The following is a 21,689-nucleotide window of genomic DNA, read 5'->3' on the forward strand; positions in this document are numbered from 1 at the left end:
GCGTCCCTCGCCGGGAGATTTTCGTTGAGGACTCCGGTGGTCGTCAATACCATGGCAAGGTATTGATCGATCAGGCGTTTGACCGAAATGGCGGGGATGGTGGCAGGTTCAAAGAGAGCGCGTGGAGGCAGCGGCCGCGTCAAGCTCGAGGAGGTCGCCCGCAAGGCCAATGTCTCGACCGCGACCGTCTCGCGCGCCTTCAACGAACCCGACAAGGTGTCCGAAGAGGTCAGGCAGCGGGTCAAGGACGCCGCACGCGCGCTGAACTGGATTCCCAATGCTGCCGGACGGGCGCTGGCGTCGCGCCGGACGCATATCGCCGGCGCCATCATCCCGACCCTGGACGACGAAATCTTCGCCCACCAGATCGGCGGCATGCAGACCGTCTTCAGCGAACGCGGCTTCACACTGTTCCTGGGCTGCTCGAACTATGATCCGGACGAGGGCTTGCGGCAGGCCGAAGCGATGCTTGCGCGCGGTGTGGAAGCAATTGCCGTGGTCGGTGAAAATCATCCCTCCGAGCTTTTTGACGCGCTCAACTCGCGTGGCATTCCCTATGTGGTGACGTACTCCTACAACAGGCTGTCACCGCATCCGTGCATCGGCTTTGACAATCGCGCCGCGTTCAGCCGCATGACGGAGCATCTGCTGTCGCTCGGCCATCGCCGGTTTGCCGCCATCTTCCAGCCCGACACCAACAACGACCGCGTCAAGGACAGGCTTCGCGGCGTCAGCGAAGCGCTCGCGGCCGCGGGTTTGGAGATCGCGGCACAGGATCTGATGATGGGTCCCTCGACGCTGGAGTTTGGTGCGGCCAGTTTTGCCGGATTGATGACGCAAGCCGTCGACGTTCGGCCGACCGCGATCGTTTGCGGCAACGACAATCTGGCGCTCGGTGCGTTGATGGCCGCGCGGGAATGCGGCCTGGACGCGCCCGGGGATTTTTCGATCACCGGCTTCGATGATCTTGCGATTTCATCGCGCTTTTCTCCCAGGCTCACGACGATGAAGGTCGACAATCAGGAGATCGGTGTCCTGGCGGCCAACGAGCTCCTCGCGGTGATCGCGGGCCGGCAAGCGCAGGCGCAGTCCCGCGAAGTCGTGCCTGTTCTGAAAATCCGCGACAGCGCGGGTCACGCCAGGGACGCCTGATCCCGCACAGAGCGGTCGTCTCTTCGATAGCGCGCATCGTCCCGCCAAGAGGGCTGCTTCCTTCTCAAAGGGCCGCTTGACTCCAGATATGTAAGCGCTTACATGGGCGCGTTTTAAACGCCATGAGAGCAACCGGCGGGCCCCTCGCCGGATGAGACGGAGAGGAAACGACGATGCGGAATAGCGTTTTGCGGTGGGCCAGAAACTGTTCGATGGCGGTTTCGCTGCTTCTGCCGATGATGGGAACGGCGAGCCCCGCGGCCGCCGAGGAGAAGCTCGTCGTCTGGTGGAACAAGGGCTACTACAAGGCCGAGGAAGATGCGCTGCTCGCCGTCGTCAAGAAGTTCGAGGCCAAGACCGGGGTCAAGGTCGAGCTGTCGCAATATGCGACGCAGGACATGATGCCGAAGCTGGTGGCGGCGCTCGATGCCGGCAGTCCGCCCGACGTCACCTATGCGGACACCTACCATTTTCAGGGCGCCGGCAAGTGGGCCTCCGAAGGCAAGCTGGTCGATCTCGGCTCCGTGCTCGCGCCGATCAAGGGCGAGTTCTCCCCGCAGTCGCTCGAAACGGTCATGCTGTACAACGACAAGACCAAGGCGAAGGCCTATTACGCCTTCCCGCTGAAGCAGGCGACGCTGCATCTGCATTATTGGAAGGACATGCTGGAGGAGGGAGGTCTCAAGGAGACCGACATCCCGAAGGACTGGAAGGGCTATTGGTCGTTCTGGTGTGACAAGGCGCAACCGGCGGTGCGCAAGGCGTCCGGCAAGCGCATCTACGGCATCGGCCATCCGATGGGCGTCGACGCCACCGACAGCTTCATCTCGTTCCTGGTGTTCATGGACGCCTACAACGTCGTGCTCGTCGACGACAACGGCAAGCTGCTGGTCGACGATCCCAAGGTGAAGGCGGGTCTCGTCGCCGCCATGACGGACTATGTCGAGATCGCCGCGAAAGGCTGCACGCCGCAATCGGCGACGAGCTGGAAGGATCCCGACAACAACGTCGCCTTCCACAACAAGACGACGATCATGACGCACAATTCGACGGTTTCGCTCCCCGGCAAATGGCTCGACGATGCCGGCAACGAGACGCTCACCGCCGAGCAGCGCGATGAAGCCAAGAAGAACTATTACGACCGCATCCGCACCATGGTCTGGCCCAACAAGCCGGATGGCACGCCGGTCCACACCCGCGCCTCCGTGGTGGTCGGCTTGATCTTCGAGCAGGCCAAGAACAAGGACCGCGCCAAGGAGTTCGTCTCGTTCCTGCTGCGCGACGAGAACCTCCAGCCCTATGTCGAAGGCGCACTCGGCCGCTGGTTCCCGGTCAAGACGGCCGCGCAGAAGTCCGCCTTCTGGGACGGCGACGTTCATCGCCGCGCCGTGCGCGACCAGTTCTTCGCCGGCGTCGGCGGCTACGAGATGAGCAAGAACTACAAGTTCACGACTCTCAACAACGAGAACGTCTGGATGAAGGCCGTGAACGCCATCGTCACCAACAAGGTGCCGGTCGACAAGGCCGTCGACGACATGATCGCCCGCATCAAGGAAGTGGCCGGCAACTGACTGCCAGCCTGAACAGCCACGCTCACGCGTCGCAAGACGCGTGAGCGGCAGGCTCCTGCCTGTCACCGAATTCAACGTCTTGGGAGCCGATTTGTGACCGCAACCATCAAGGGCATCATTCCGGTGATGCTGACGCCGTTCAGCGAAGCCGACGCGATCGACTATGCGGGCCTCGAAAGCCTCGTCGAATGGTACATCGCCAATGGCGCGGATGCGCTGTTCGCCGTGGCCCAGTCGAGCGAGATGCAGTTTTTGAGCCTCGAGGAGCGCGTCGCGCTGGCGCGTTTCGTCGTCCGGCAGGCGGCGGGCCGGGTGCCTGTCATCGCATCAGGCCACGTCAGTGAATCCCGCGACGATCAAGTGACCGAGCTGACCGCCATCGCCGCGATCGGCGTGGACGGATTGGTGCTGGTGACGAACCGGTTCGATCCGAAGGGGCAGGGCGGCACGGTCTTCATGGATCATCTGCGCCATCTGCTCGATGCGCTGCCCGCCGATCTCCCGCTTGGCCTCTACGAATGTCCCGCGCCGTTCCGGCGGCTCATGTCCGACGACGAGCTGGCGTTCTGCGCCGAGAGCGGGCGCTTCGCGATCCTCAAGGACGTGTCCTGCGACCTCGAGACCGTGAAGCGTCGCGTGGCGCTGACGAAGAATTCCTCGCTCGCCATCGTCAATGCCAATGCGGCGATCGCCTTCGACGCCATCAGAAGCGGATCCGCCGGCTTCACCGGCGTGTTCACGAACTTCCATCCCGATCTCTACAAATGGCTGTTGACCGACAGCGCGCGGCATCCGGCGCTGGCGGACGATCTCTCCGTCTACCTCGCGCTCGCCGCGATGGCTGAGCCGATGGGATATCCCAAGCTGGCCAAGCTGTACCATCAGAGGCTCGGCACGTTTGCCTGCGCCCACAGCCGGACCATCGATTTCGACATCCGTGAACGCTTCTGGGCGCTCGATGCTTTGCTCGACAAGATCATGCAGGGGCAACAGATCTTCCGCGCCAGGATCGCGGCCGCGCGCTGATCGCCGCTGCCGCTCTCGATGTTGTGAGCGCGCTCGCCAAGCGGCGGCTGATCCGATCGGGCGCTCCGTTTTCCGGAGCAATTTCAGGCGCTTGGGAGAGGCATTCATCTGGCTGAAGTTGCTCCCGCCCCAATCAGCTGATCTGCCCCGGCTCGCGCGGCATTTCCCGGTGTGTCGCAGGAGCAACAGACGACGCCTTTCCATGCGCGGCGGCCGAATTCAAATCTCGCGCGCCCTTGTGGACGAGCAATCGGTTCCAACATACGTTCGCACATCATTCACACGCCGCGAGCGGCGGGTGAGGTGAGAGTTGCCGGTTGCGAGCGAGCACCATGGGCGCGTCCTTCAGAATCGCGATCTCTGCCTTTGTCCTGTCGTGTCTTGTCGGGCCGCACGTGGCCTCGGCTCACGCGATCATCGTGTCGTCCGCGCCAGCGGCGGGGGCGATCGTATCCGGCGATGCGGTGGCGATCCGCCTGCACTTCAACAGCCGGATCGATCATGCCCGCTCCAAGCTGACCTTGTTCGCCCCGAACGGCGTGACGCAAGCGGTGACGCCGGCCGCCGACGCGCCCGTTGACGACCTCAATGCCGATGCAACGCATCTGTCGAGCGGTGCGTGGCGCCTGCGCTGGCAGGTGTTGAGCGTCGACGGGCACATCACGCGCGGCGACATTCCGTTCAACGTTCGCTGACGCCGCGCCCTTGTATCTGCTCCTCGACATCTTCGGTTATCTGTCGGTCGTCCTGCGGGGCCTGATTCTCATCGCGCAGTCCTTCACGCTCGGCGGTCTGGCGTTCTGGATGTTGCTGTGGGCGCCGCTACGGCCGCAGCTCACGAGCGACGGCCTGACGATCGAGCAGCGGTGCAGGGCGGTTCTCAGGATCAGCGCGCTGGCATGGGCGCTCCTCACCATCGCCTCGCTGGCGCTCAATGCGGCCGCGCTGGTCGGGACGCTCCAGGTCGCGTGGAGCGAAGCGCTCGGTGCCGATTTCGGCCGGGCCGACCTCGTCATCGCAGCCTGCGCCTTCGGCATCGCTGTCCTTGCGACGAATCCCGCGCGCGTGCGTTCGATCGGCCTTGTCGCACTTGCCGTGCTGGCTCTCGCGATGCAGACCCGGCTGACCCACGCGGCCAGCCGGCCGGACGTCCGCTGGCCGCTGCTGTTGTCCGATGCCGGTCACATGCTGGGCGCGAGTGTCTGGATCGGCGGGCTGCCCTATTTCCTGATCGCGCTCAGCGGCTGCAAGGACGCGGGCGACTGGCGCCGCATCGCGCGGCGCTATTCGCTGATGTCGATGGCCGCGGTCGCCGCGATCCTCGCCGGCGGCGTGACGATGGCGGTGACCTATATCGGCTCGATCGAAGCGATCTACGGCACCGCCTATGGTGTCATGACGCTGGCGAAAGTCGGCCTGCTGCTGATGCTGCTGGCGCTCGGAGCAGGCAACTACTTCCTCGTCGAGCGGCTGCGGCGCGATCCCTCTACGCCGATCCTGCGGCTGAAACGCTTCGCCGAGGTCGAGATCGGCATCGGTCTCACCGTCCTGCTCGCCGCCGCGTCGCTGACCTCGCTGCCGCCGGGCGTCGATCTCGCGCAGGATCGCCTGAACTGGCACGAAATTGTCGAGCGCGCCACGCCGCAATGGCCGCCGCGCCTGGCCAGCCCTGGTTACGACAAGCTCACCGTCGCGCAGCTCCAGGCCAAAATCACCCTGGCGGACGCCGGGCGCGCGAATGCGCTAGCCGCCTACGTTCCCGGCGAGGGCACGATCCTGCCGCGCAATGCCGAAGACATCGCCTGGTCCGAGTACAACCACCATTGGGCCGGCATCTTCGTGGTGCTGATCGGACTGCTCGCGGTGATCGAGCATTTTCGCTGGGGGCGATGGGCGAAACACTGGCCGCTGCTGTTTCTCGGCATGGCGGCTTTCCTGTTCTTTCGCGCCGACGAGCAGGCCTGGCCGCTCGGGCCGGCGGGCTTCTTCGAATCACTGCGCGATCCGGAAGTGGCGCAGCATCGCATCTTCGTGCTGCTGATCGCCGTGTTCGGCATTTTCGAGTGGCGCGTGCGCCTGCGCGGCGGCAAGGCCGGGCCGGCGGCGCTGGTATTCCCGCTGACGACGGCGCTCGGCGGGGCGCTGCTGCTGACGCATTCCCACGCGATCGCCAACATCAAGGACCAGCTCCTCATCGAGATGAGTCACACGCCGCTGGCGCTGTGCGGCGTCACGGCAGGATGGGCGCGCTGGCTCGAATTGCGCATGGACGGCCGCGTCCGTCAGGGCGCGGCCTGGATCTGGCCCATCGCCTTCGTCCTGGTCGGGCTGATCCTGCTGGAATACCGCGAAGCCTGACGGCGCACGAACTCAGAGCGAACTGCCACCGCAGATGACGAGCTGCTGTCCGGTGATGGCCGCGGCCTCCGGCGAAAGCAGGAACGCCACTGCGTGCGCGACTTCCTCCGGCCGAATGAAGCGGCCGATCGGTGGCAGCTTTGGCGCGACATTGGCGCGCGTCGGGTCTTTCAGCATCGGTGTCTCGGTTGCGGCGGGCGCAACGACGTTGACCGTGATGCCGCGCGGCGCGAGCTCGATGGCCCAGGATCGCGCGAGCGCCACCAGCGCCGCCTTGGTCGCGGCATATTGGCCGCGGCCGGCTGCGCCCGACGCGGTTCGGCTGCCGATGAAGATGATGCGCCCGCCTTGCGGCAGGCGCGGCGCCAGCGCATCGGCGAGGCGCTCGCCGACATCGACATGCAGCCGCCACATCGCGGCGCCGTCGTCATGGTCGAGCGATCCGAGGCCGCCGACCTTGAGCATGCCGGCCGCGTGAACGAGCGCGGTCGGCGCGATGCCCGCGACGGCGTTCGCGATGCCACCGACCTCTCCGAGATCGAGCGAGAGGTGATCGAAGGCCGGATGGTCGAATGGCGCGGGACGCCGGCTGATGCCGGTGACGCGCCAGCCATCGTGCAGCAGCCGTTCGACGATCGCAGCACCGATCCCTGAGCTGGCGCCCGTGACGAGCGCGTGCGGCCTCCTGTCCATGGTCTCAGCCCCGGATGGCGCGCTTCACCCACGGCTCGGTCACGCGCACATATTTGATCGCGCGGCGATGGAAGGTGAAGGCCATGTGGATCGCCCCGTCGGCGGTCTCCTTGACCGAAGGGTAGGACAGTTCGCGATTGGTCTGATCGCGTGAATTGTTGGTCATGCAATAGCCGTCACCGGTCTCGACATTGCGCTTGCTCCATGTCCGCCCGCCGTCGGCGGAAACGGCCAGCGTCATCGGCGCCCGCGGCGCGCCCCAGAACGCGGTGCGTTCATCCGTTTTTTTGCCGTCGCCGGCGAGCACCGGCGGCAAATCGTCCTCGATCTCGTCATAGAGCGAGAGGCGGCGCCCGGTTGCATCCCTGGCGCTGGAGTCGTTGAAGACCAGCGCGAGATGACCGTTGCCAAGCCGCGTGACCTGGATCGAGGAGTTGTTGTTGGGCAGCACGGTCTGGACCGGCGCGGACCAGGTGCGGCCGTGATCGGCGGACCGGCTCTGATAGATCGTGTCCGCCCAGCGGCTGCGGTAAAAGGCAATCAGCGAGCCGTCGTCGAGCCGCGCGATGCACATATGCACGCAGCCGCGGCTGCCGGGGACGTCGATGTCGCGCCAGGTCGCGCCGGAATCGGACGAGATCTTCACCGCGCTGGTGTCCTCGTCACCGTTCCATTTCCGTCCCGGCGTGCTGTGGCAATAGAACACCGGCAGCAGCCAGTCGCCATTGTCGAGCACGACGATCGGCTGCCGGATGAAGGTGCCGCGGCCGCGCTGCTCGGGAAACAGCGTCTCGATTGGGCCCCAGCTCCTGCCGTTGTCGCGGGAGAGGCGGCGGCGGATCAGCGCGGTGTCCTGGTTGCCCGCGAGCTGCGCCGTCCACATCAGCCACAGCGTGCCGTCAGGTGCGGGAAACAGCACCGGATTCTGCTCCGAACGTCCGCTGTCGTCGGACAGCTTTTCGGCGGGAGACCACTGCGTCGCGCCGCGCGCGAGGCGCGAAAAATAGACCGAGATGTCCGACATGCCCTCCTGCGTGCCGCCGAACCAGACGCAGGCCAGATCGCCGTTCGCGAGCGGCATCAGATTGGCGGCGTGGTTCTGCACGCAAGGCGAGGGAATGAAAGCGTCGGACCGGTCGGGATCGCCGGCGGCCGGGCGAACGACGCCATCGGCGGCGATCCCGACGTCGGTGGTCACGATCCCGGTATCGGTGATCATATCGATGTCCTTTCCATCAATGCATTTGGCTGCGGCGTCGCGGCGGCGGCCGGAGCGCGGCCCATCGCCAGGCGCTCGACCGCCATCACCACCAGCGGTGTCGCGGCCGCGACATACATGTTGTCGATGCCGAAGGGGTTTCCGAGCATGTACCAGGCCGTCGTCGAGATCGCCGCGCCGATCAGGCCCGCGGTGGCGCCGCGGTTGCTGGCAAACAGCGGCAGATAGAACCCCATCATCGCGATGATCGTGATCGACAGGCGCAGCGCGCGCGTGAAGAACGACAGCTTGAGGATTTCAGGAATGAAGAAGACGAAGACCAGCGGCGCGATGCCGATCGCCACCGAGAACAGGCGGGTCATCTTCAGTTCCCGCTCGGGCGTCGGTTTCCAGTAGGGGACGTAGAAGTCGCGGACCACCAGCGAGGCGATCGCGAGCGCAACCGTGCAGACACTGACGAAGATCGAGGCGACGAGCGAGGTCGTCACGAAGGCCGAGGCCAGCGGCGGCATCTTCTCCAAGAACACCGGAAGCGCGTAGAGGCTGTTCATGTCGGGATAGAGGAATTTCGCCGCGACGCCGATCAAGGCGAGCAGGAATCCGAGCGGCAGGCAGAACGCCGCCGCATAGAAGGTGGCCCTGCGCGCGTCGTCGGCGCTCGGCGTCGAGGAGATCGCCTGCACGATGAACTGGGTCGAGAAGATCGCGCCGACGGTGCCGAAGGTCCAGGCGAAAATGGTCGCAAAGCCGATCTTGCCGTCCCAGCTGAAGTAATAGGCGGGCAGCTTGGCCTGGATCGGCGCGATGCCGCCGGTCAGCGACATCGCAACCGAAAATATGATGACGATACCGACGACCTTGATGGCGCTGTGCAGGATCGTCACCCAGGCGACGCCCTTCAGTCCGCCGAACACGTAGTAGAAGGTGCTGACCACGGCGATGATGCACATCGCAACGGGCATGCTGACATGCAGTGCGGTGGCGATCGCGGCCGCGCCGCTCACATAGTTGCCGACGTTCACGAGCAGTAGCGCGTAGATCATGATCACCGACACCGTGAGCATGGTCGACTTGCCGTATTTCTGCGCGATCGCCGCCGAGATGGTGTATTCGCCGGAACTGTAGAGCTTCTTCACCATCAGGAGCCCGAACAGCAGGAAGCCGATCGAGGCGCCGAGTACGGCCCACCCCGCCGCCATGCCCGACTGGAACGCTTCCTGCGCCGTGCCGACGGTCGATTTGGCGCCGACGAATTCGGACATCATCAGCACGCCGACGACCACCGCCGGCATCGCGCGTGCGCCCGTCATGAACTGATCGCTGGTCCTGCTGCGCAGTTTGAGCGTGAGCCAGGACGTGAAGGCAATGTAGGCGACGATCATTGCGACGATGAGCGTGCTGTCGCCATTGAAGATGGCTTGCATCGATGACGTTTCCTCTGGTGACGCGGATGCGGTGTCGTGAGCCCGCTTGATCCCGCTGCAGATTGTTCGGAATGCGAACAATTGTTCTTTAATTTCATTATTCCTGCCCGCACGTCCCGCGTCAAGCGCGCGCGACGGTGCGGCGCTGCAACGCGCCCGCGCGGGCAGTCATCGCCGCTGAAAGTTCAAAGGGTTGCAGGCCGGAGAAAAATTGGCGGTGGGACAGTGCGGCGGGACGGTCGGCGCAGGGCCGACGTCATGCGCAGGGAATCCGGGGCCCTGCCGTTTTCGGGGTCAGTTCGACTTCAGCGCCGCCTTGGCGACCTCGGCCATCCAGCTGGAGGCGACCGGCAGAATCGCGTCATTGAAATCGTAGCGCGGGCCGTGCAGCTCGGCGCCGTCGCGCAATTCACCGTTGCCGATCCAGGCGAAGGCGCCGGGGCACTGCTTGAGATAGAAGGCGAAATCCTCGCCGGCCATGCTCGGCGCGAGATCGCGTCGCACCTCGGTCTGCACCCTCTCCGCGGCGAGGCGCGCCAGGCCCGCCTCGGCCGGCGTGTTGACGACCACGCCGACGCCCATGACGATTTCGGGCGTGACCTTGACGCCGAAGGTCGTCGCAATGCCTGCGCAGATCTGTTCGATCCGCGCCAGGATGACGTCCTTCACCGCGTCGCGATGATACCGCAGCGTGCCGCCGATGGTGACGCGTCCCGCGATCTGGTTGCGCGCCGTGCCGCCTTCGAGCGTGCACAGCGAGAGCACGGCGGTGTCGAGCGGATCGATGCTGCGCGACACGACCGATTGCAGCGCCACGATCAGGTGTCCCGCCGCCATCACGGGATCGCGGGTCAGATGCGGCATGCCGGCATGTCCGGCATGGCCGTCGATGGTGATGCTGACGCGTCCGCCGGAAGCCATCACGACGCCGTCATGGACCGCGATGGTGCCCGCTGCGAGCCCCGGCCAGTTGTGGAAGCCGAACACCCGCGTCATCGGAAAGCGGTCGAACAGGCCCGCCCCGACCATCGCGCGCGCGCCGCCAAGCCCTTCCTCGGCCGGCTGGAAGATGAAGTCGACGGTGCCGCTCCAGCTGGTGTCGGCCACCAGCAGCGCGGCCGCGCCGAGCAGCGAGGCGGTGTGCCCGTCATGGCCGCAGGCATGCATCACGCCTGATGTCGTCGAGGCGTAGGGCAGGCCGGTGTCCTCAGTGATCGGCAGCGCATCCATGTCGGCGCGCAGGCCGACGCGGCCCTGTGCCGCCCCTCGCGTCAGCGTCGCAACGACGCCGTGGCCGCCGATGCCCGCCTCGAAGGGAATGCCGAGCTCGGTGAGCTTCTCCTGCACGAAGGCAGAGGTGGCCTTCTCGTGGAGGCCCAGTTCCGGATGCGCATGCAGATGCCGGCGCCACTGGGTCAGTTTCTGGTGCAGCTCGGGTGTCAAGGCTGGCGTCTCTCGGATGGTGGCGGCTATCGCCACCATAACCGAATATCCGGCGGCCGCATCAAGCCCCTCGGAATGCCTCGCGTGCAGCAATGCGTCCCTACGGCGAAAGCTTCGCCAGCCCTTTCCAGTCGAAGCTAATACCGTGGCCCGGCCGGTCCGGCGCCAGCGCCTTGCCGTCCGCGAGCACCAGCGGGTGCTCGATATACTTGTCCAGTCCGAAACCATGCGCTTCCAAATACGAGCGGTTCGGGCATGCCGCGAGCAAATGCACCGTGATGTCGTGCGCGCCGTGGCTGGTGACCGGGAGATTGAACGCCTCCGCCAGCCGCGCGATCTTCATGAACGCGCTCACGCCGCCGCAATTGGTGACGTCGGGCTCCGGGTAGGACACCGCGCCGGCGACGATGTAGTTCTTGAACTCCCACAGCGAGCGCAAATTCTCGCCGGCCGCGATCGGCACGCCGCCGGCCTGCATGATGCGGGCATGGCCCGCCACGTCGTCGGGGATAACAGGCTCCTCGAGCCAGGTGAGGTCGTAGGGGACGAAGGCGCGGGCGGCGCGGATCGCGTCCTCCACCGTCCATTTCATGTTGGCGTCCGCCATCAGCGGAAAGCCATCGCCGAGATGCTGCCGCATCGCCGCGACGCGCGCGACGTCGGACTTGAGATCGGGCCGGCCGACCTTCATCTTGATGGCGCGAAAGCCCTTGGCGAGATTGCCGTCGGTCTGCGCGAGCAGCGCCTCGACGGAGAGATCGAGGTCGATGCCGCCGGCATAGCAGGGCACCTGCGCATCGAAGCCGCCGAGCAGGCGGAACAGCGGCAATTTCGCGCGCCGCGCCTTCAGGTCCCACAACGCGATGTCGAGCGCGGACAGCGCCAGCACGGCCGGCCCGCCGCGCCCGCCATAATGCAGGCCCCACCAGACGTGATGCCAGATCGCTTCGGTGTCGTCGGCCTCGCGTCCCTCGACCAGCGGCGGGATCTCGCGTTTGAGGATGTCCGCAGTCGCCCCGCCATTGCGCCCGACCGTGTAGGTGTAGCCGACGCCTTCGGCGCCGTCGGCATCGCGGATGCGGCAGGTGATCAGCTCGAACGCCGCGATCTCGCCATGCGTGGAGTCCGACAGCGTGACGGGGAGGGGGATCCGGTAAAGGGCGGATTCGATATTCGTGATGCGCGGCATGTTTGCTCCCGATTTTTCTTTTTGGTTCGTCGTTCGTAAGGTAGGCAGCATTGTAGATGTGCCAGACGCGTCCGCAACGCGTAACAAGGCCGCGCGGCGCGGGTGATCCCGCTCACCGTTTGGTGGCGAAATAATTGATGCTGATCGAGGCCCGATGCGGCGACGTTCGCCACACCGACATTTCAAGCGCTTCGCCGCTGCCGGCGCCGACATGCCAGCTCGCCCGACGATGATTGTCGTCGTTGGACGGCTCGTCGATCCGCTCACGAGCCTTCAATGATGTTTCGATCAACCCGGGCAGCGTGTCGGCCGAGACGCCGACGGCCGACACGCTGCAGGTCACGCTCGGACCATCGTCAGGTCCTGCGAAGTAGACCGTCATGCTGCCGAGCCTCTCGCCGCGCCTGATCAGCTTCGCCGAGTAGAGAATGTCGATTTTAGGCCCGCGTTCCATCTCGGCCGTGATCGGGCCGCCGTCACTGACAAAACCCAGCCCCCTGGCGATGCGCTCGACCTGGCTCGGCCTGGCCGGCTTGGGCGCGCAAATCTTTGCGAAGAGATCAACCAGCAAGGCGCTGTTGTCCTCTTCCGCGCCAGCCGCGCTCGCAAGCGCCAGAAGCGCAAATCCCGCGAGCGCGAACCGAACCACGCGCCTCACCGCATCGTCGCGAGCTGCACGGCCAGCGCGCAGGCGCGGTCGTATTCGTCGAGATTGATCCACTCGTCGATCGTGTGCGCCTCGTTCTGGCCGGCCCCGAAGGTCACGGTGGGAACGCCGTGGCGGACCATCCAGTTGGCATCGAGGCCGCCATTGGCGGTGCGGACGTTCGGGGTGCCGCCGACCGCGGACACCGCCTCGACCGCGCGTTTGACGACCGGAAGGTTGTCCTTCATGCGGAACGGAAAATAGTCGGTCTCGGCCTTGAACTTGACCTTGCCGGATTTGCCCTGCGCGTTCGTCACCTTCTTGGCGGCCTTCTCGAACGCGGCCTTGTAGGCCTTGGTGATCTCCTTGAAGAACTTGCCGTCGTGACTGCGGCTCTCGCCGCGCACATGCACGTAGTCGGTGACGACGTTGGTGGCATCGCCCGCGGGGCGGCCCTCGCCGCCGGTGACGGGGCCGACATTGCTGGTGCCTTGGCTCTTGCCCTTCACCACCTTGCCGAACCAGCCGCCGGCCTTCACGTCTGCAAGCGCGAGCGCCATGATCATGGTCGAGGAGATGCCGCGTTCAGGGGCGACGCCGGCATGCGAGGCGCGGCCGAAGATCTCGACATTCCAGCGGTCCGCGCCGACGGCGCCGATGATGACGTTGGAGGCCGAGCCGCCGTCATAATTGAAGGCCATCGCCGGCGAGCCGAGCTCGTCGAGCTTGACGTGGCGGGCGCCGTAGAGCCCGCTCTCCTCGCGCACGCAGAACAGCAGCGTGATCGGGGGATGATCGAGCTTCTGCTTGGCGAGCTCGGCGGCCAGCGTCACCAGCACGCCGCAGCCGCAGCGGTTGTCGCCGCCGAGCGCGGTCTTGGCCTCGTTGACGATCTTGCGGCCGGATTTCTTCGGCTTGGCGCCGGCACACAGCGGCACGGTGTCCATGTGGGTCATGAACATGATGCGCGGCTGGTTGTGCAGCGCGCCGCGGCCGGGCAGGTCGACGATGAGGTTGCCGGTCTCGGTCGGCACGGGAATGCGGGTGTTGGCGTCGTCGAGCCGAATCGCCTTGGCCGGCACGCCGCTCTCCTTCAGCGCGGCCGTGAGCTCCCGCCCGATCGCCGCCTCCTGTCCGGTGACCCCCTCGACGGCGAGGAAGCGCATGAGGCGGTCGGTGGCGGCTTTGGTATCGACAGGCATGAGATGGTCCTTTGATGCACGGTACGCGTCAGCATCCTTCGCTGCGCCGTGTTTCGCAAGGCCTCTCGGACTATCCGGTGAGTTTTAGGGCGGGGCAGGGACGACCGCATAAGGCCACGGCGGCCGTTTGCGGCGGCGCGCCGAACACGACGCGCCACCGACGCTTTCGGCACACCAATCAGTATCGCGCGACGAGCGGCGCGCCAGCCGTGTTGAATCGCCAGTTCACGCCGAGCATGATGGTTTGCATGTTCTGCCGGACGCTGGCCGGGAAGAAGGGAACGCCGGCACATCCGGGATTGCCGGAGCAGTTCAGGGTGTACCCGTTCGTGCCAAAGTCGAAATAATTGTACTCGGCCTTCAGCGACAGGTTTGGCAGCAGCGCATATTCGAGGCCGGCACCGACGACGAATCCGGTCACGTCGCGCGAACCCTTGAAATCAACCGAGAGGGCAGCGAAATCGGTCTGCGTCATTTGATGGTTGAAGCGGGCGAAGGCGGCGCCGCCCTTGGCGTAAAACAGCACGCGATCGAAGGCGTAGCCGATGCGGCCCGTCGCGGTAGCGACGCGATCGAGCTGGGTCGTCAGGAGGAAGCCGATGGCACCGCCCGGAATCAGTGTCGTGCTGGTGTCCTTCATGTCGGCCCAATCGAACTGGCCTTCGACGCCGACCACGAGGGAGCCGACCTGATAGTCGCAGCCGCCCTGCACGCCGGCGAGCCAGCCGCTGTTGTGATTGGCGGTGAAGTCTTGCCCGACGATGGGCTGCTGCTCGTTGACCCCGCGGCCGCCGCCGACATTGCCGCCGACATAGCAACCGGTCCAGGAGAAGGCCGCGGCCGCGGGCGCCGCCTTGTACGGCATCGACACGTCCGCCGCCATGGCCGAGGTCAACGTCGAAACGGTCAGCGCGATGGCGCTGAAAAGCATCTTGGTGGTCATGCGAGGATCTTCCTTCAACTAACGGCAATGGCGCCTGAAGCGCATCGTGCGGGTCGGCATCGCACAGGCCAGCGACTTCACTTGGTGAGTTGTCCGACTTCGCGATCCGGTCACAATATCCGGCGAGTCACGCGGCGGCTGTAACCACCGGGTCACAGTGGAAATAACGGCCACTGCAGGTTGCGACTTTTCACAGAGGCTGGCGCGACAGGGAGAATCGGGAGCATCCGCTGCGCCGCGCTGTTGCGCGAGGCTGCTTCACGTAGTGCGCGTATAGGCCAGGAAGATCAGCGCGCCCAGAAGTAGCGCCGCCGCCATGAACAGCAGCACCGCCGGCAGCCCCGCGAACGCTGCCACCGCGCCCGTCATCGACTGCATCAGCGCCGCGCCGAGGAAGAAGGCGAGGTTGATCGCCGCGAGCGCCTTGCCCGCCGTTTGCGCATCGACCAGCTGCCGCGACATGCCGAACAGCAGCGGCTGGGCGGAGGTCGCAAGGCCGATGAGCACGAACAGCGCGAGGTCGTATTGCGGCGGCATCACGGGCACGCCGAACAGCAGCGAGACCGCATAATGCGGCGCCCCCAGCGCCATCAGCGCCAGCAGCAGCGCCCCGACCATATGCGTGCCCGCCACCAGCTCGCGGCGGCGACTGAGCCTGCGGTCGATCATGCCGATGCACAGGGGACCTGCGATCATCGCCAGCGTGAATGCGCCGAGCTGGTTGCCGGCCTCGACCCGCGTCAGTCCCTTGATCTCCATCAGCCAAGGTCCGCCCCACAGGCCGCGCAGCACCAGCGAGGTCGCGAGCGACACCAGCGCCAGCGCGATCAGGCCGCGCAGGGGGCGCGAGAGTCCGAGCCTGAGCACCTCGATCATCTGCGACAGCGGCGAGGATTCGTCCTTGTGCTCGGCCGGCTGCCTCGGCACCAGCAGGAACACCGCGAGCGCGACGAGGACGCCGCCGAGCGCCGAGATCCAGAATCCGGCGCGCCAGCCGTAATGATCGACCACGAAGGCGAGCGGGCTCGACGACAGCAGCATGCCGATATTGCCGATCGAGAGGATCGCGCCGGACCAAAGCCCGAACCGCGCCGCCGACAATTGCTTGGCCGCCAGCGTCATCGGGCACATCAGCATGCCCGATGTCGCGATGCCCAGCATCACCTGCCCGACCGCGAAACTTTCCGGCCCCGTGGCGAATCCCGACGCGATGGCGCCGATCACGGTTCCCATAAGCAGGCTCAGCGACACCGGCCGGACGCCAAAGCGGTCCATGGCCGCGCCGACCGGGATCTGTGCGGCGGCAAAGGCAAAGGGATAGACCGAGGTGAGGCTCGCCAGCGCCTGCGGCTCGATGTGGAAATCCGCGGCCATCAGGTCCAGGCTGACGGCTGGAATCGTGCGCAGCAGGGTCGAGAGCATGTGCCCGCAGGCGAGCGCAAGCAGCGCAAAGATCGGCGCGCGGGTGCCATCTCCCGCGTTATCAGTGGCAACCGCACTCATCAGCGTCCCGTCCCGGCGAGGGTTTCGGCCGGGTTACACGATTGGCGGGACGGTGCCAATGGGGGAGGGCCGATCCGGTGCGCGATGCTTTATGTCTTCCGGAGCCCCGCTGATCGAGCCGGGCCCCGTGTCGATGCCGCTGAAACTGCGATTCGTCGTTACGTCGTCAGTTAATGACGAATGCCGTTCAATTCCTGCATTCCGATTTATCGAAGCACAGGTTCGATTGCTCGAGTCTGGAAAAGTCCTCTGTTGCGATGAATACGAGAAGCCCGAGCAGGACCATCGCCGCGATGTTGGAACGCATGCTGGGGCGATTCTCGACAGCGGCGCGATGGTGTTCGAACTTCGAGAGGTCGAGCATGCGCAAAATGTTGCCGGACCGTGCATCATCAACCGGATCTCTGCCGCCTCCCGATCGCGTTCGAAACGGTACGACATTTCCCCGGTGTTTCGGTTGATCAGCCTTCATCTCGCGCCTCGTTCCCATCAAGCAGCGCTCGCTGGATTTCAATGATAAGGCCTGACGTGAGGCGAGCGATCCTGAAATTCGCGAGCGCCGGCGCAATTCAGCGTGATGCCGCGGTGACCTCTGACGTCTTTCGTTTCTGTTTGTTTCTGCCTGTCCGTCATTGGACGGCTTTGATTCACCGATTGCGTTTTGCAGCGAGCGAACATGAAAATTTGTACAGATTCTCGCACGCGATCGTCATTTTGACGCTGGGATTTTGTCCGCGATACTTCCGGTGCGAGGCGGCGGTTTCACCTGCAATCAGTCGGCTTGTCTGAAGGCAGGTACAAACAGTTAGAGGGCCATCAATTTGTCAACGCGACCGAAGCTCAGCGTTGCGCTGTTTGGAATCCTTGCAATAGCCGCGGTGGCCTATGGCGTATGGTATGAGCTCCTCGGGGGCGTCAAGCCAGCCGCGGCGGCCGCCCAAAGCGCTGCCAGTCAGGCTGCGGCGAAGATTCCCGTCAGCTCGTTCGTGGTGAAGAAGGCCGACTTTCCCGTGCGCGCCTACGGGCTCGGAGTCGTTTCGCCGTTCAAGACGGTCACGGTCAAGAGCCGTGTCGACGGTCAGATCACCAAGGTGTTCTTCAAGCAGGGGCAGATGGTGAAGGAGGGCGATCCGCTTCTGGAGATCGATCAGCGCCCCTTTACCGCGGCTCTCGAACAGGCGGTGGCGAAGAAGGCCCAGGACGAGGCCAATCTGAGAAACGACCGGTTGAACCTGGAGCGATTTCAGAAGCTCGCGAAGCAGCAATTCGAGACCCAGCAAAATCTCGATACCCAGCAGGCCCTGGTGGATCAGATGACCGCGCAGGTGAAGGGCGACCAGGCTGCCATCGACAATGCGCAGACCAATCTCGGTTACACCTCGATCAAGGCGCCGATCAGCGGACGAACGGGTTTCCGGCTGGTCGACCCCGGCAACATCGTGCATGCCGCGGATACGACGGGGATCGTCACCATCGCCCAGCTGCAGCCGATCGCCGTGCAGTTCACGGAGCCTGAAGAGCAATTGCAGGCCATCGACAAGGCCTTTGACGCTGGCGACGTGCCCGTCGAGGCGTTGACCTCGGACGGAACCAGGACACTGTCGCAAGGCAGGCTCGTGGTCATGGACAATTCGGTCAACCAGGCCACCGGGACCATCAGCCTGAAAGCGCGCTTCGACAACAAGGACAACGCGCTGTGGCCCGGCCTGTCGGTCACCACGCGGATGCTGATCGATACGCGCAAGGACGTCGTCGTCGTGCCGCAGGATGGCGTGCAGCACGGGCCGTCGGGATTGTTCGCCTATGTGATCGGCGACAATGGCAAGGTCAGCGCCAGGCCGATCAAGGTCAGCCAGAGCGGCGACGCAAATGCCGTGGTCTCCGAAGGCCTGAACGTCGGAGACAGGATCGTGGTGGCCGGGCAGTCGCGCCTGTTCGATGGCGCGCTGGTCGAGGAAGCGCCCGCGGCCGCTTCGATTGCGCCGACGACAAATGCCAGCGCCGAGGTCGCTCAGGCCAAGAACGGAACCACGAGCGGAACCAAGACCGGATCGGCGGACTGACATGGCTGGCGGTATCTCGACTCCCTTCATTCGCCTCCCCATCGCGACGTCGCTGCTGATGGTCGGCATCGTCTTCGTCGGGATCATCGCCTATCCGCAATTGCCGGTGGCGCCGCTGCCGGAAGTGGACTTCCCCACCATCCAGGTCTCCGCCAGCCTTCCCGGGGCGGATCCGGAGACGATGGCGTCATCGGTGGCGCAGCCGCTCGAATCGCAATTTGCGCTCATTCCCGGCGTCTCCGAGATGACGTCGCAGAGCCAGACCAGTTCGACCCAAATCGTTCTGCAGTTCGATCTCTCGCGCAACATCGACGGTGCCGGCTCGGACGTGCTCGCCGCCATCAATGCGGCGAGCGGGCAATTGCCCAAGAACATGCCGAGCGCGCCGACCTACCGAAAGGTCAATCCGGCCGACTCCCCCATTCTCACGCTCGGTGCCACCTCGACGACGCTGCCGATGACGCAGGTGTCCGACGAGACCTACACCAAGCTCGCGCAGGCGATCAGCCATATCAGCGGCGTCGGCCAGGTCAGCGTCGGTGGACAGCAGGCGCCGTCGATCCGTGTCCAGATCGATCCCGCCAAGCTGGTCGCCAAGGGCCTGTCGCTGGAGGACGTGCGCACCCCGCTGTCGGTGATCACCGTCAACAATCCCAAGGGAACCCTCAACGGAGACACGCGCACCTACACCGTCTATGCCAACGACCAATTCACCAAGGCCGAGGCCTGGAACGACATCGTCATCGCCTATCGGAACGGCAGTCCCGTCCGTGTCGGCGACATTGGCCACGCCGTGAGTGCACCGCTGGACAATACCCAGTACGGCTGGGTTGACGGCAAGCCCGGCGTGTTCCTGGTCATCTTCAAGCAGCCCGGCGCCAACGTCATCGACACCGTCGACAGCGTCATGAAGCAGCTGCCGCATCTGCAGGCCGGCATTTCGCCGGCCATCAAGGTCTCGGTGCTGTCGGACCGCACGCAGACGATCCGCGCGGCCGTGAAGGACGTGCAGTTCACGCTGCTGCTGACGATCGGCCTCGTCGTGATGGTGATCTTCGTCTTCCTGCGCAGCGTCTGGGCCACCATCATTCCATCGATCACGGTGCCGCTTGCGTTGCTGGGCGCCTGCGCGCTGATGTGGATCGCCGGCTACAGCCTCGACAATCTGTCGCTGATGGCCCTCACCATCGCGGTCGGCTTCGTGGTCGACGATGCCATCGTGATGCTGGAGAACATCACCCGCTACATCGAGGAGGGCGAGACGCCGATGGCAGCCGCGCTCAAGGGCGCGAGCGAAATCGGGTTCACGATCATCTCGATCTCGATTTCGCTGATCGCGGTCCTGATCCCGCTATTGCTGATGAGCGGGATCATCGGCCGCCTGTTCCGCGAATTTTCGGTGACGCTCGCGATGACGATCGCCGTGTCGGCCCTGGTATCGCTGACGTTGACGCCGATGATGGCGTCACGCTTCCTCAAATCGCACGACGAGGAGCATCACGGCAGGCTCTATATGCTCAGCGAGCGGATGTTCCAGGCCCTCGTGAACGGTTACGAGCGAGGCCTCGACCTCGTGCTGCGTTTCCGCTTCATCACCTTGATGGTGTTCTTCGCGACGATCGCGCTGACGGTCTATCTGTTCGTGATCATCCCCAAAGGGTTCTTTCCGCAGCAGGATACCGGGCTGATCACCGGAATCGTCGAAACGTCGCAGGACGTGTCGATCGCCGATATGGCGAAGCACATGCAGGAGATCGGCGCGATTGTGCTGAAGGACCCTGCGATCGACCACATGGCGATGCGGATGGGCGGCAGCGGCAATACGCTCAACGACGGCACGATGTACATCACGTTGAAGCCGCGGGATGAACGCACCGACTCGGCCGACCAGGTCATCCGTCGTCTTCAGGTCCAGACGGCGAAGGTCCAGGGTGCGCGGCTCTATCTCCAGTCGGCGCAGGACGTACGTGTCGGCGGCCGGGCGTCCCGTACGCAGTTTCAGTTCACCCTGCAGTCGACCGACATGGATCAGCTGAACACATGGGCCCCGAAGCTGCTGGCCAGAATGAAGGGGATGCCCGAACTGCGCGATGTCGCGTCCGACCAGCAGACGTCGGGCACGACGCTGACGCTGTCGATCGACCGCAATCAGGCCGCTCGCTTCGGGCTGACGCCCGACGTGATCGACGCGACCTTGTATGACGCATTCGGGCAGCGCGAAATCGCGACTTACTTCACCCAATTGTCGACCTACTATGTCGTCCTCGAGGTGCTGCCCTCGCTGCAGAAGAATCCGTCCACGCTGGAGCAGATCTATCTGCGTTCCCCGACGACGGGGGGAGAGGTGCCGCTGTCGGCGTTCACCAAGTGGACCACGGTGCCAGTGCGTCCGCTGGCCATCAACCATCAGGGCCAGTTTCCGGCGGTGACGATTTCCTTCAACCTGGCTCCCAACGTCGCACTTGGTCAGGCGACCCAGGCGATCGAGGCGATGGAACAGCAGATGAACGTGCCGGCGGCCATCACCTCGACTTTCGCAGGCACGGCGAAGGCGTTCCAGGAGTCGCTGTCCTCCGTGCCCCTGCTGATCGTGGCGGCGCTGATCGTGGTCTATCTCATTCTCGGCGTGCTCTACGAGAGCTACATTCATCCGTTGACGATCCTGTCGACCCTGCCATCGGCCGGCGTCGGCGCGCTGGCGACGCTGCTGATCTTCCATTTCGACTTCAGCCTGATCGGTCTCATCGGCCTCGTCCTGCTGATCGGCATCGTCAAGAAGAACGGCATCATGCTGGTCGACTTTGCGATCGCGGCGGAGCGGGATCAGGGCCTGTCGCCGGTCGAGGCCATTCGCCGGGCCTGCCTGCTGCGCTTCCGCCCGATCCTGATGACCACGATGGCGGCCGTGCTCGGCGGCGTGCCGCTGATGCTCGGCCACGGCACCGGTTCGGAACTGCGTCAGCCGCTGGGCTACGCCATGGTCGGCGGTCTCTTGGTCAGCCAGGTCCTGACGCTCTTCACCACGCCGGTTGTCTATCTTTATCTGGACCGTGTCTCGCAATGGTTCAGCCCGAAACGACACGCAGCAAGCGATTCTCAGGAAGAGGGCGTTGTCGACGACGGCGATCTGGACGTCTTCAAAGAGCTGGACCGGAAGAAATCAAGGGTCTTTGCGGCGGAGTGACTGTTTGACGTCCGGGCCGACGGCGGCGAGCGCGGCGCCGCGATGGGCGCAAAGGACATCGGCACGCGCAGGG

17 protein-coding genes are annotated in these 21,689 nt (G+C 64.9%); 8 read left to right on the top strand and 9 right to left on the bottom strand.

Annotated elements, in window-relative coordinates; genetic code table 11:
- The first annotated feature begins 96 nt into the window (after positions 1–96).
- The 5 genes from AB7008_RS15525 (at position 97) to AB7008_RS15545 (ending at position 6,107) form a co-directional block, all read left to right on the top strand.
- On the top strand, positions 97–1,152 hold the full coding sequence (locus AB7008_RS15525) for a LacI family DNA-binding transcriptional regulator (RefSeq protein WP_304493207.1): 1,056 nt from the start codon (positions 97–99) through the stop codon (positions 1,150–1,152).
- Between the two features lie 212 nt (positions 1,153–1,364).
- The gene (locus tag AB7008_RS15530) at positions 1,365–2,723 is read left to right on the top strand and encodes an ABC transporter substrate-binding protein (protein ID WP_304493208.1); all 1,359 of its coding nucleotides are present in this window, start codon (positions 1,365–1,367) and stop codon (positions 2,721–2,723) included.
- A 93-nt stretch (positions 2,724–2,816) separates the two neighbouring features.
- Entirely contained in the window at positions 2,817–3,749 is a 933-nt protein-coding gene (locus tag AB7008_RS15535; protein WP_304493209.1) for a dihydrodipicolinate synthase family protein, read from the top strand.
- A 332-nt stretch (positions 3,750–4,081) separates the two neighbouring features.
- Positions 4,082–4,444, top strand: coding sequence for a copper resistance CopC family protein (locus tag AB7008_RS15540; protein ID WP_304493210.1), 363 nt, complete (start codon positions 4,082–4,084; stop codon positions 4,442–4,444).
- A 10-nt stretch (positions 4,445–4,454) separates the two neighbouring features.
- The gene (locus AB7008_RS15545; protein ID WP_304493211.1) at positions 4,455–6,107 is read left to right on the top strand and encodes a copper resistance D family protein; all 1,653 of its coding nucleotides are present in this window, start codon (positions 4,455–4,457) and stop codon (positions 6,105–6,107) included.
- Positions 6,108–6,119: 12 nt separating this feature from the next.
- On the opposite strand, the gene AB7008_RS15550 is transcribed toward AB7008_RS15545, so the two are convergent.
- The 9 genes from AB7008_RS15550 to AB7008_RS15590 form a co-directional block, all read right to left on the bottom strand.
- Complete coding sequence (locus tag AB7008_RS15550) at positions 6,120–6,800, bottom strand: SDR family NAD(P)-dependent oxidoreductase (protein WP_304493212.1); 681 nt, start codon at positions 6,798–6,800, stop codon at positions 6,120–6,122.
- 4 nt (positions 6,801–6,804) lie between these two features.
- The gene (locus AB7008_RS15555) at positions 6,805–8,019 is read right to left on the bottom strand and encodes a sialidase family protein (protein WP_304493213.1); all 1,215 of its coding nucleotides are present in this window, start codon (positions 8,017–8,019) and stop codon (positions 6,805–6,807) included.
- Positions 8,016–9,443, bottom strand: a complete 1,428-nt coding sequence (locus AB7008_RS15560) for a sodium:solute symporter family protein (protein WP_304493214.1) — start codon at positions 9,441–9,443, stop codon at positions 8,016–8,018. The genes AB7008_RS15555 and AB7008_RS15560 overlap by 4 nt, the downstream gene beginning before the upstream one ends.
- Before the next feature lie 294 nt (positions 9,444–9,737).
- A complete protein-coding gene (locus AB7008_RS15565; protein WP_028156930.1) occupies positions 9,738–10,886 on the bottom strand; it encodes an amidohydrolase in 1,149 nt (382 codons plus the stop codon).
- Positions 10,887–10,986: 100 nt separating this feature from the next.
- The gene (locus AB7008_RS15570; RefSeq protein ID WP_304493215.1) at positions 10,987–12,075 is read right to left on the bottom strand and encodes a mandelate racemase/muconate lactonizing enzyme family protein; all 1,089 of its coding nucleotides are present in this window, start codon (positions 12,073–12,075) and stop codon (positions 10,987–10,989) included.
- A gap of 112 nt (positions 12,076–12,187) precedes the next feature.
- Entirely contained in the window at positions 12,188–12,724 is a 537-nt protein-coding gene (locus AB7008_RS15575) for a hypothetical protein (protein WP_441259014.1), read from the bottom strand.
- Positions 12,725–12,729: 5 nt separating this feature from the next.
- Complete coding sequence (locus tag AB7008_RS15580) at positions 12,730–13,923, bottom strand: M20/M25/M40 family metallo-hydrolase (RefSeq protein WP_028156933.1); 1,194 nt, start codon at positions 13,921–13,923, stop codon at positions 12,730–12,732.
- Between the two features lie 178 nt (positions 13,924–14,101).
- A complete protein-coding gene (locus AB7008_RS15585) occupies positions 14,102–14,866 on the bottom strand; it encodes an outer membrane protein (RefSeq protein ID WP_304493217.1) in 765 nt (254 codons plus the stop codon).
- 258 nt (positions 14,867–15,124) lie between these two features.
- On the bottom strand, positions 15,125–16,369 hold the full coding sequence (locus tag AB7008_RS15590; RefSeq protein WP_441259015.1) for an MFS transporter: 1,245 nt from the start codon (positions 16,367–16,369) through the stop codon (positions 15,125–15,127).
- A gap of 127 nt (positions 16,370–16,496) precedes the next feature.
- Here AB7008_RS15590 and AB7008_RS15595 point away from each other — a divergent pair, with 127 nt between their 5' ends.
- The 3 genes from AB7008_RS15595 to AB7008_RS15605 all read left to right on the top strand — a co-directional run bounded on the left by AB7008_RS15595 (position 16,497) and on the right by AB7008_RS15605 (position 21,616).
- Positions 16,497–16,886: a hypothetical protein gene (locus AB7008_RS15595; RefSeq protein ID WP_248881854.1), complete on the top strand. Its 390-nt coding sequence runs from the start codon at positions 16,497–16,499 to the stop codon at positions 16,884–16,886.
- 304 nt (positions 16,887–17,190) lie between these two features.
- Entirely contained in the window at positions 17,191–18,432 is a 1,242-nt protein-coding gene (locus tag AB7008_RS15600; RefSeq protein WP_441259016.1) for an efflux RND transporter periplasmic adaptor subunit, read from the top strand.
- A 1-nt stretch (position 18,433) separates the two neighbouring features.
- Complete coding sequence (locus AB7008_RS15605) at positions 18,434–21,616, top strand: efflux RND transporter permease subunit (protein WP_441259017.1); 3,183 nt, start codon at positions 18,434–18,436, stop codon at positions 21,614–21,616.
- Positions 21,617–21,689: the final 73 nt, after the last annotated feature.

The sequence above is a fragment of the Bradyrhizobium sp. 521_C7_N1_3 genome, from assembly GCF_052075975.1.
Lineage (GTDB): Bacteria > Pseudomonadota > Alphaproteobacteria > Rhizobiales > Xanthobacteraceae > Bradyrhizobium > Bradyrhizobium japonicum.

What these genes read in the sequence shown, in the direction of transcription:
- AB7008_RS15605 (WP_441259017.1), top strand. Translation starts at nt 18,434, where the DNA reads ATGGCTGGCGGTATCTCGACTCCCTTCATTCGCCTCCCCATCGCGACG.
- AB7008_RS15580 (WP_028156933.1), bottom strand. Translation starts at nt 13,923, where the DNA reads ATGCCTGTCGATACCAAAGCCGCCACCGACCGCCTCATGCGCTTCCTC.
- AB7008_RS15555 (WP_304493213.1), bottom strand. Translation starts at nt 8,019, where the DNA reads ATGATCACCGATACCGGGATCGTGACCACCGACGTCGGGATCGCCGCC.
- AB7008_RS15550 (WP_304493212.1), bottom strand. Translation starts at nt 6,800, where the DNA reads ATGGACAGGAGGCCGCACGCGCTCGTCACGGGCGCCAGCTCAGGGATC.
- AB7008_RS15525 (WP_304493207.1), top strand. Translation starts at nt 97, where the DNA reads ATGGTGGCAGGTTCAAAGAGAGCGCGTGGAGGCAGCGGCCGCGTCAAG.
- AB7008_RS15530 (WP_304493208.1), top strand. Translation starts at nt 1,365, where the DNA reads ATGGCGGTTTCGCTGCTTCTGCCGATGATGGGAACGGCGAGCCCCGCG.
- AB7008_RS15570 (WP_304493215.1), bottom strand. Translation starts at nt 12,075, where the DNA reads ATGCCGCGCATCACGAATATCGAATCCGCCCTTTACCGGATCCCCCTC.
- AB7008_RS15560 (WP_304493214.1), bottom strand. Translation starts at nt 9,443, where the DNA reads ATGCAAGCCATCTTCAATGGCGACAGCACGCTCATCGTCGCAATGATC.
- AB7008_RS15585 (WP_304493217.1), bottom strand. Translation starts at nt 14,866, where the DNA reads ATGACCACCAAGATGCTTTTCAGCGCCATCGCGCTGACCGTTTCGACG.
- AB7008_RS15540 (WP_304493210.1), top strand. Translation starts at nt 4,082, where the DNA reads ATGGGCGCGTCCTTCAGAATCGCGATCTCTGCCTTTGTCCTGTCGTGT.
- AB7008_RS15590 (WP_441259015.1), bottom strand. Translation starts at nt 16,369, where the DNA reads ATGAGTGCGGTTGCCACTGATAACGCGGGAGATGGCACCCGCGCGCCG.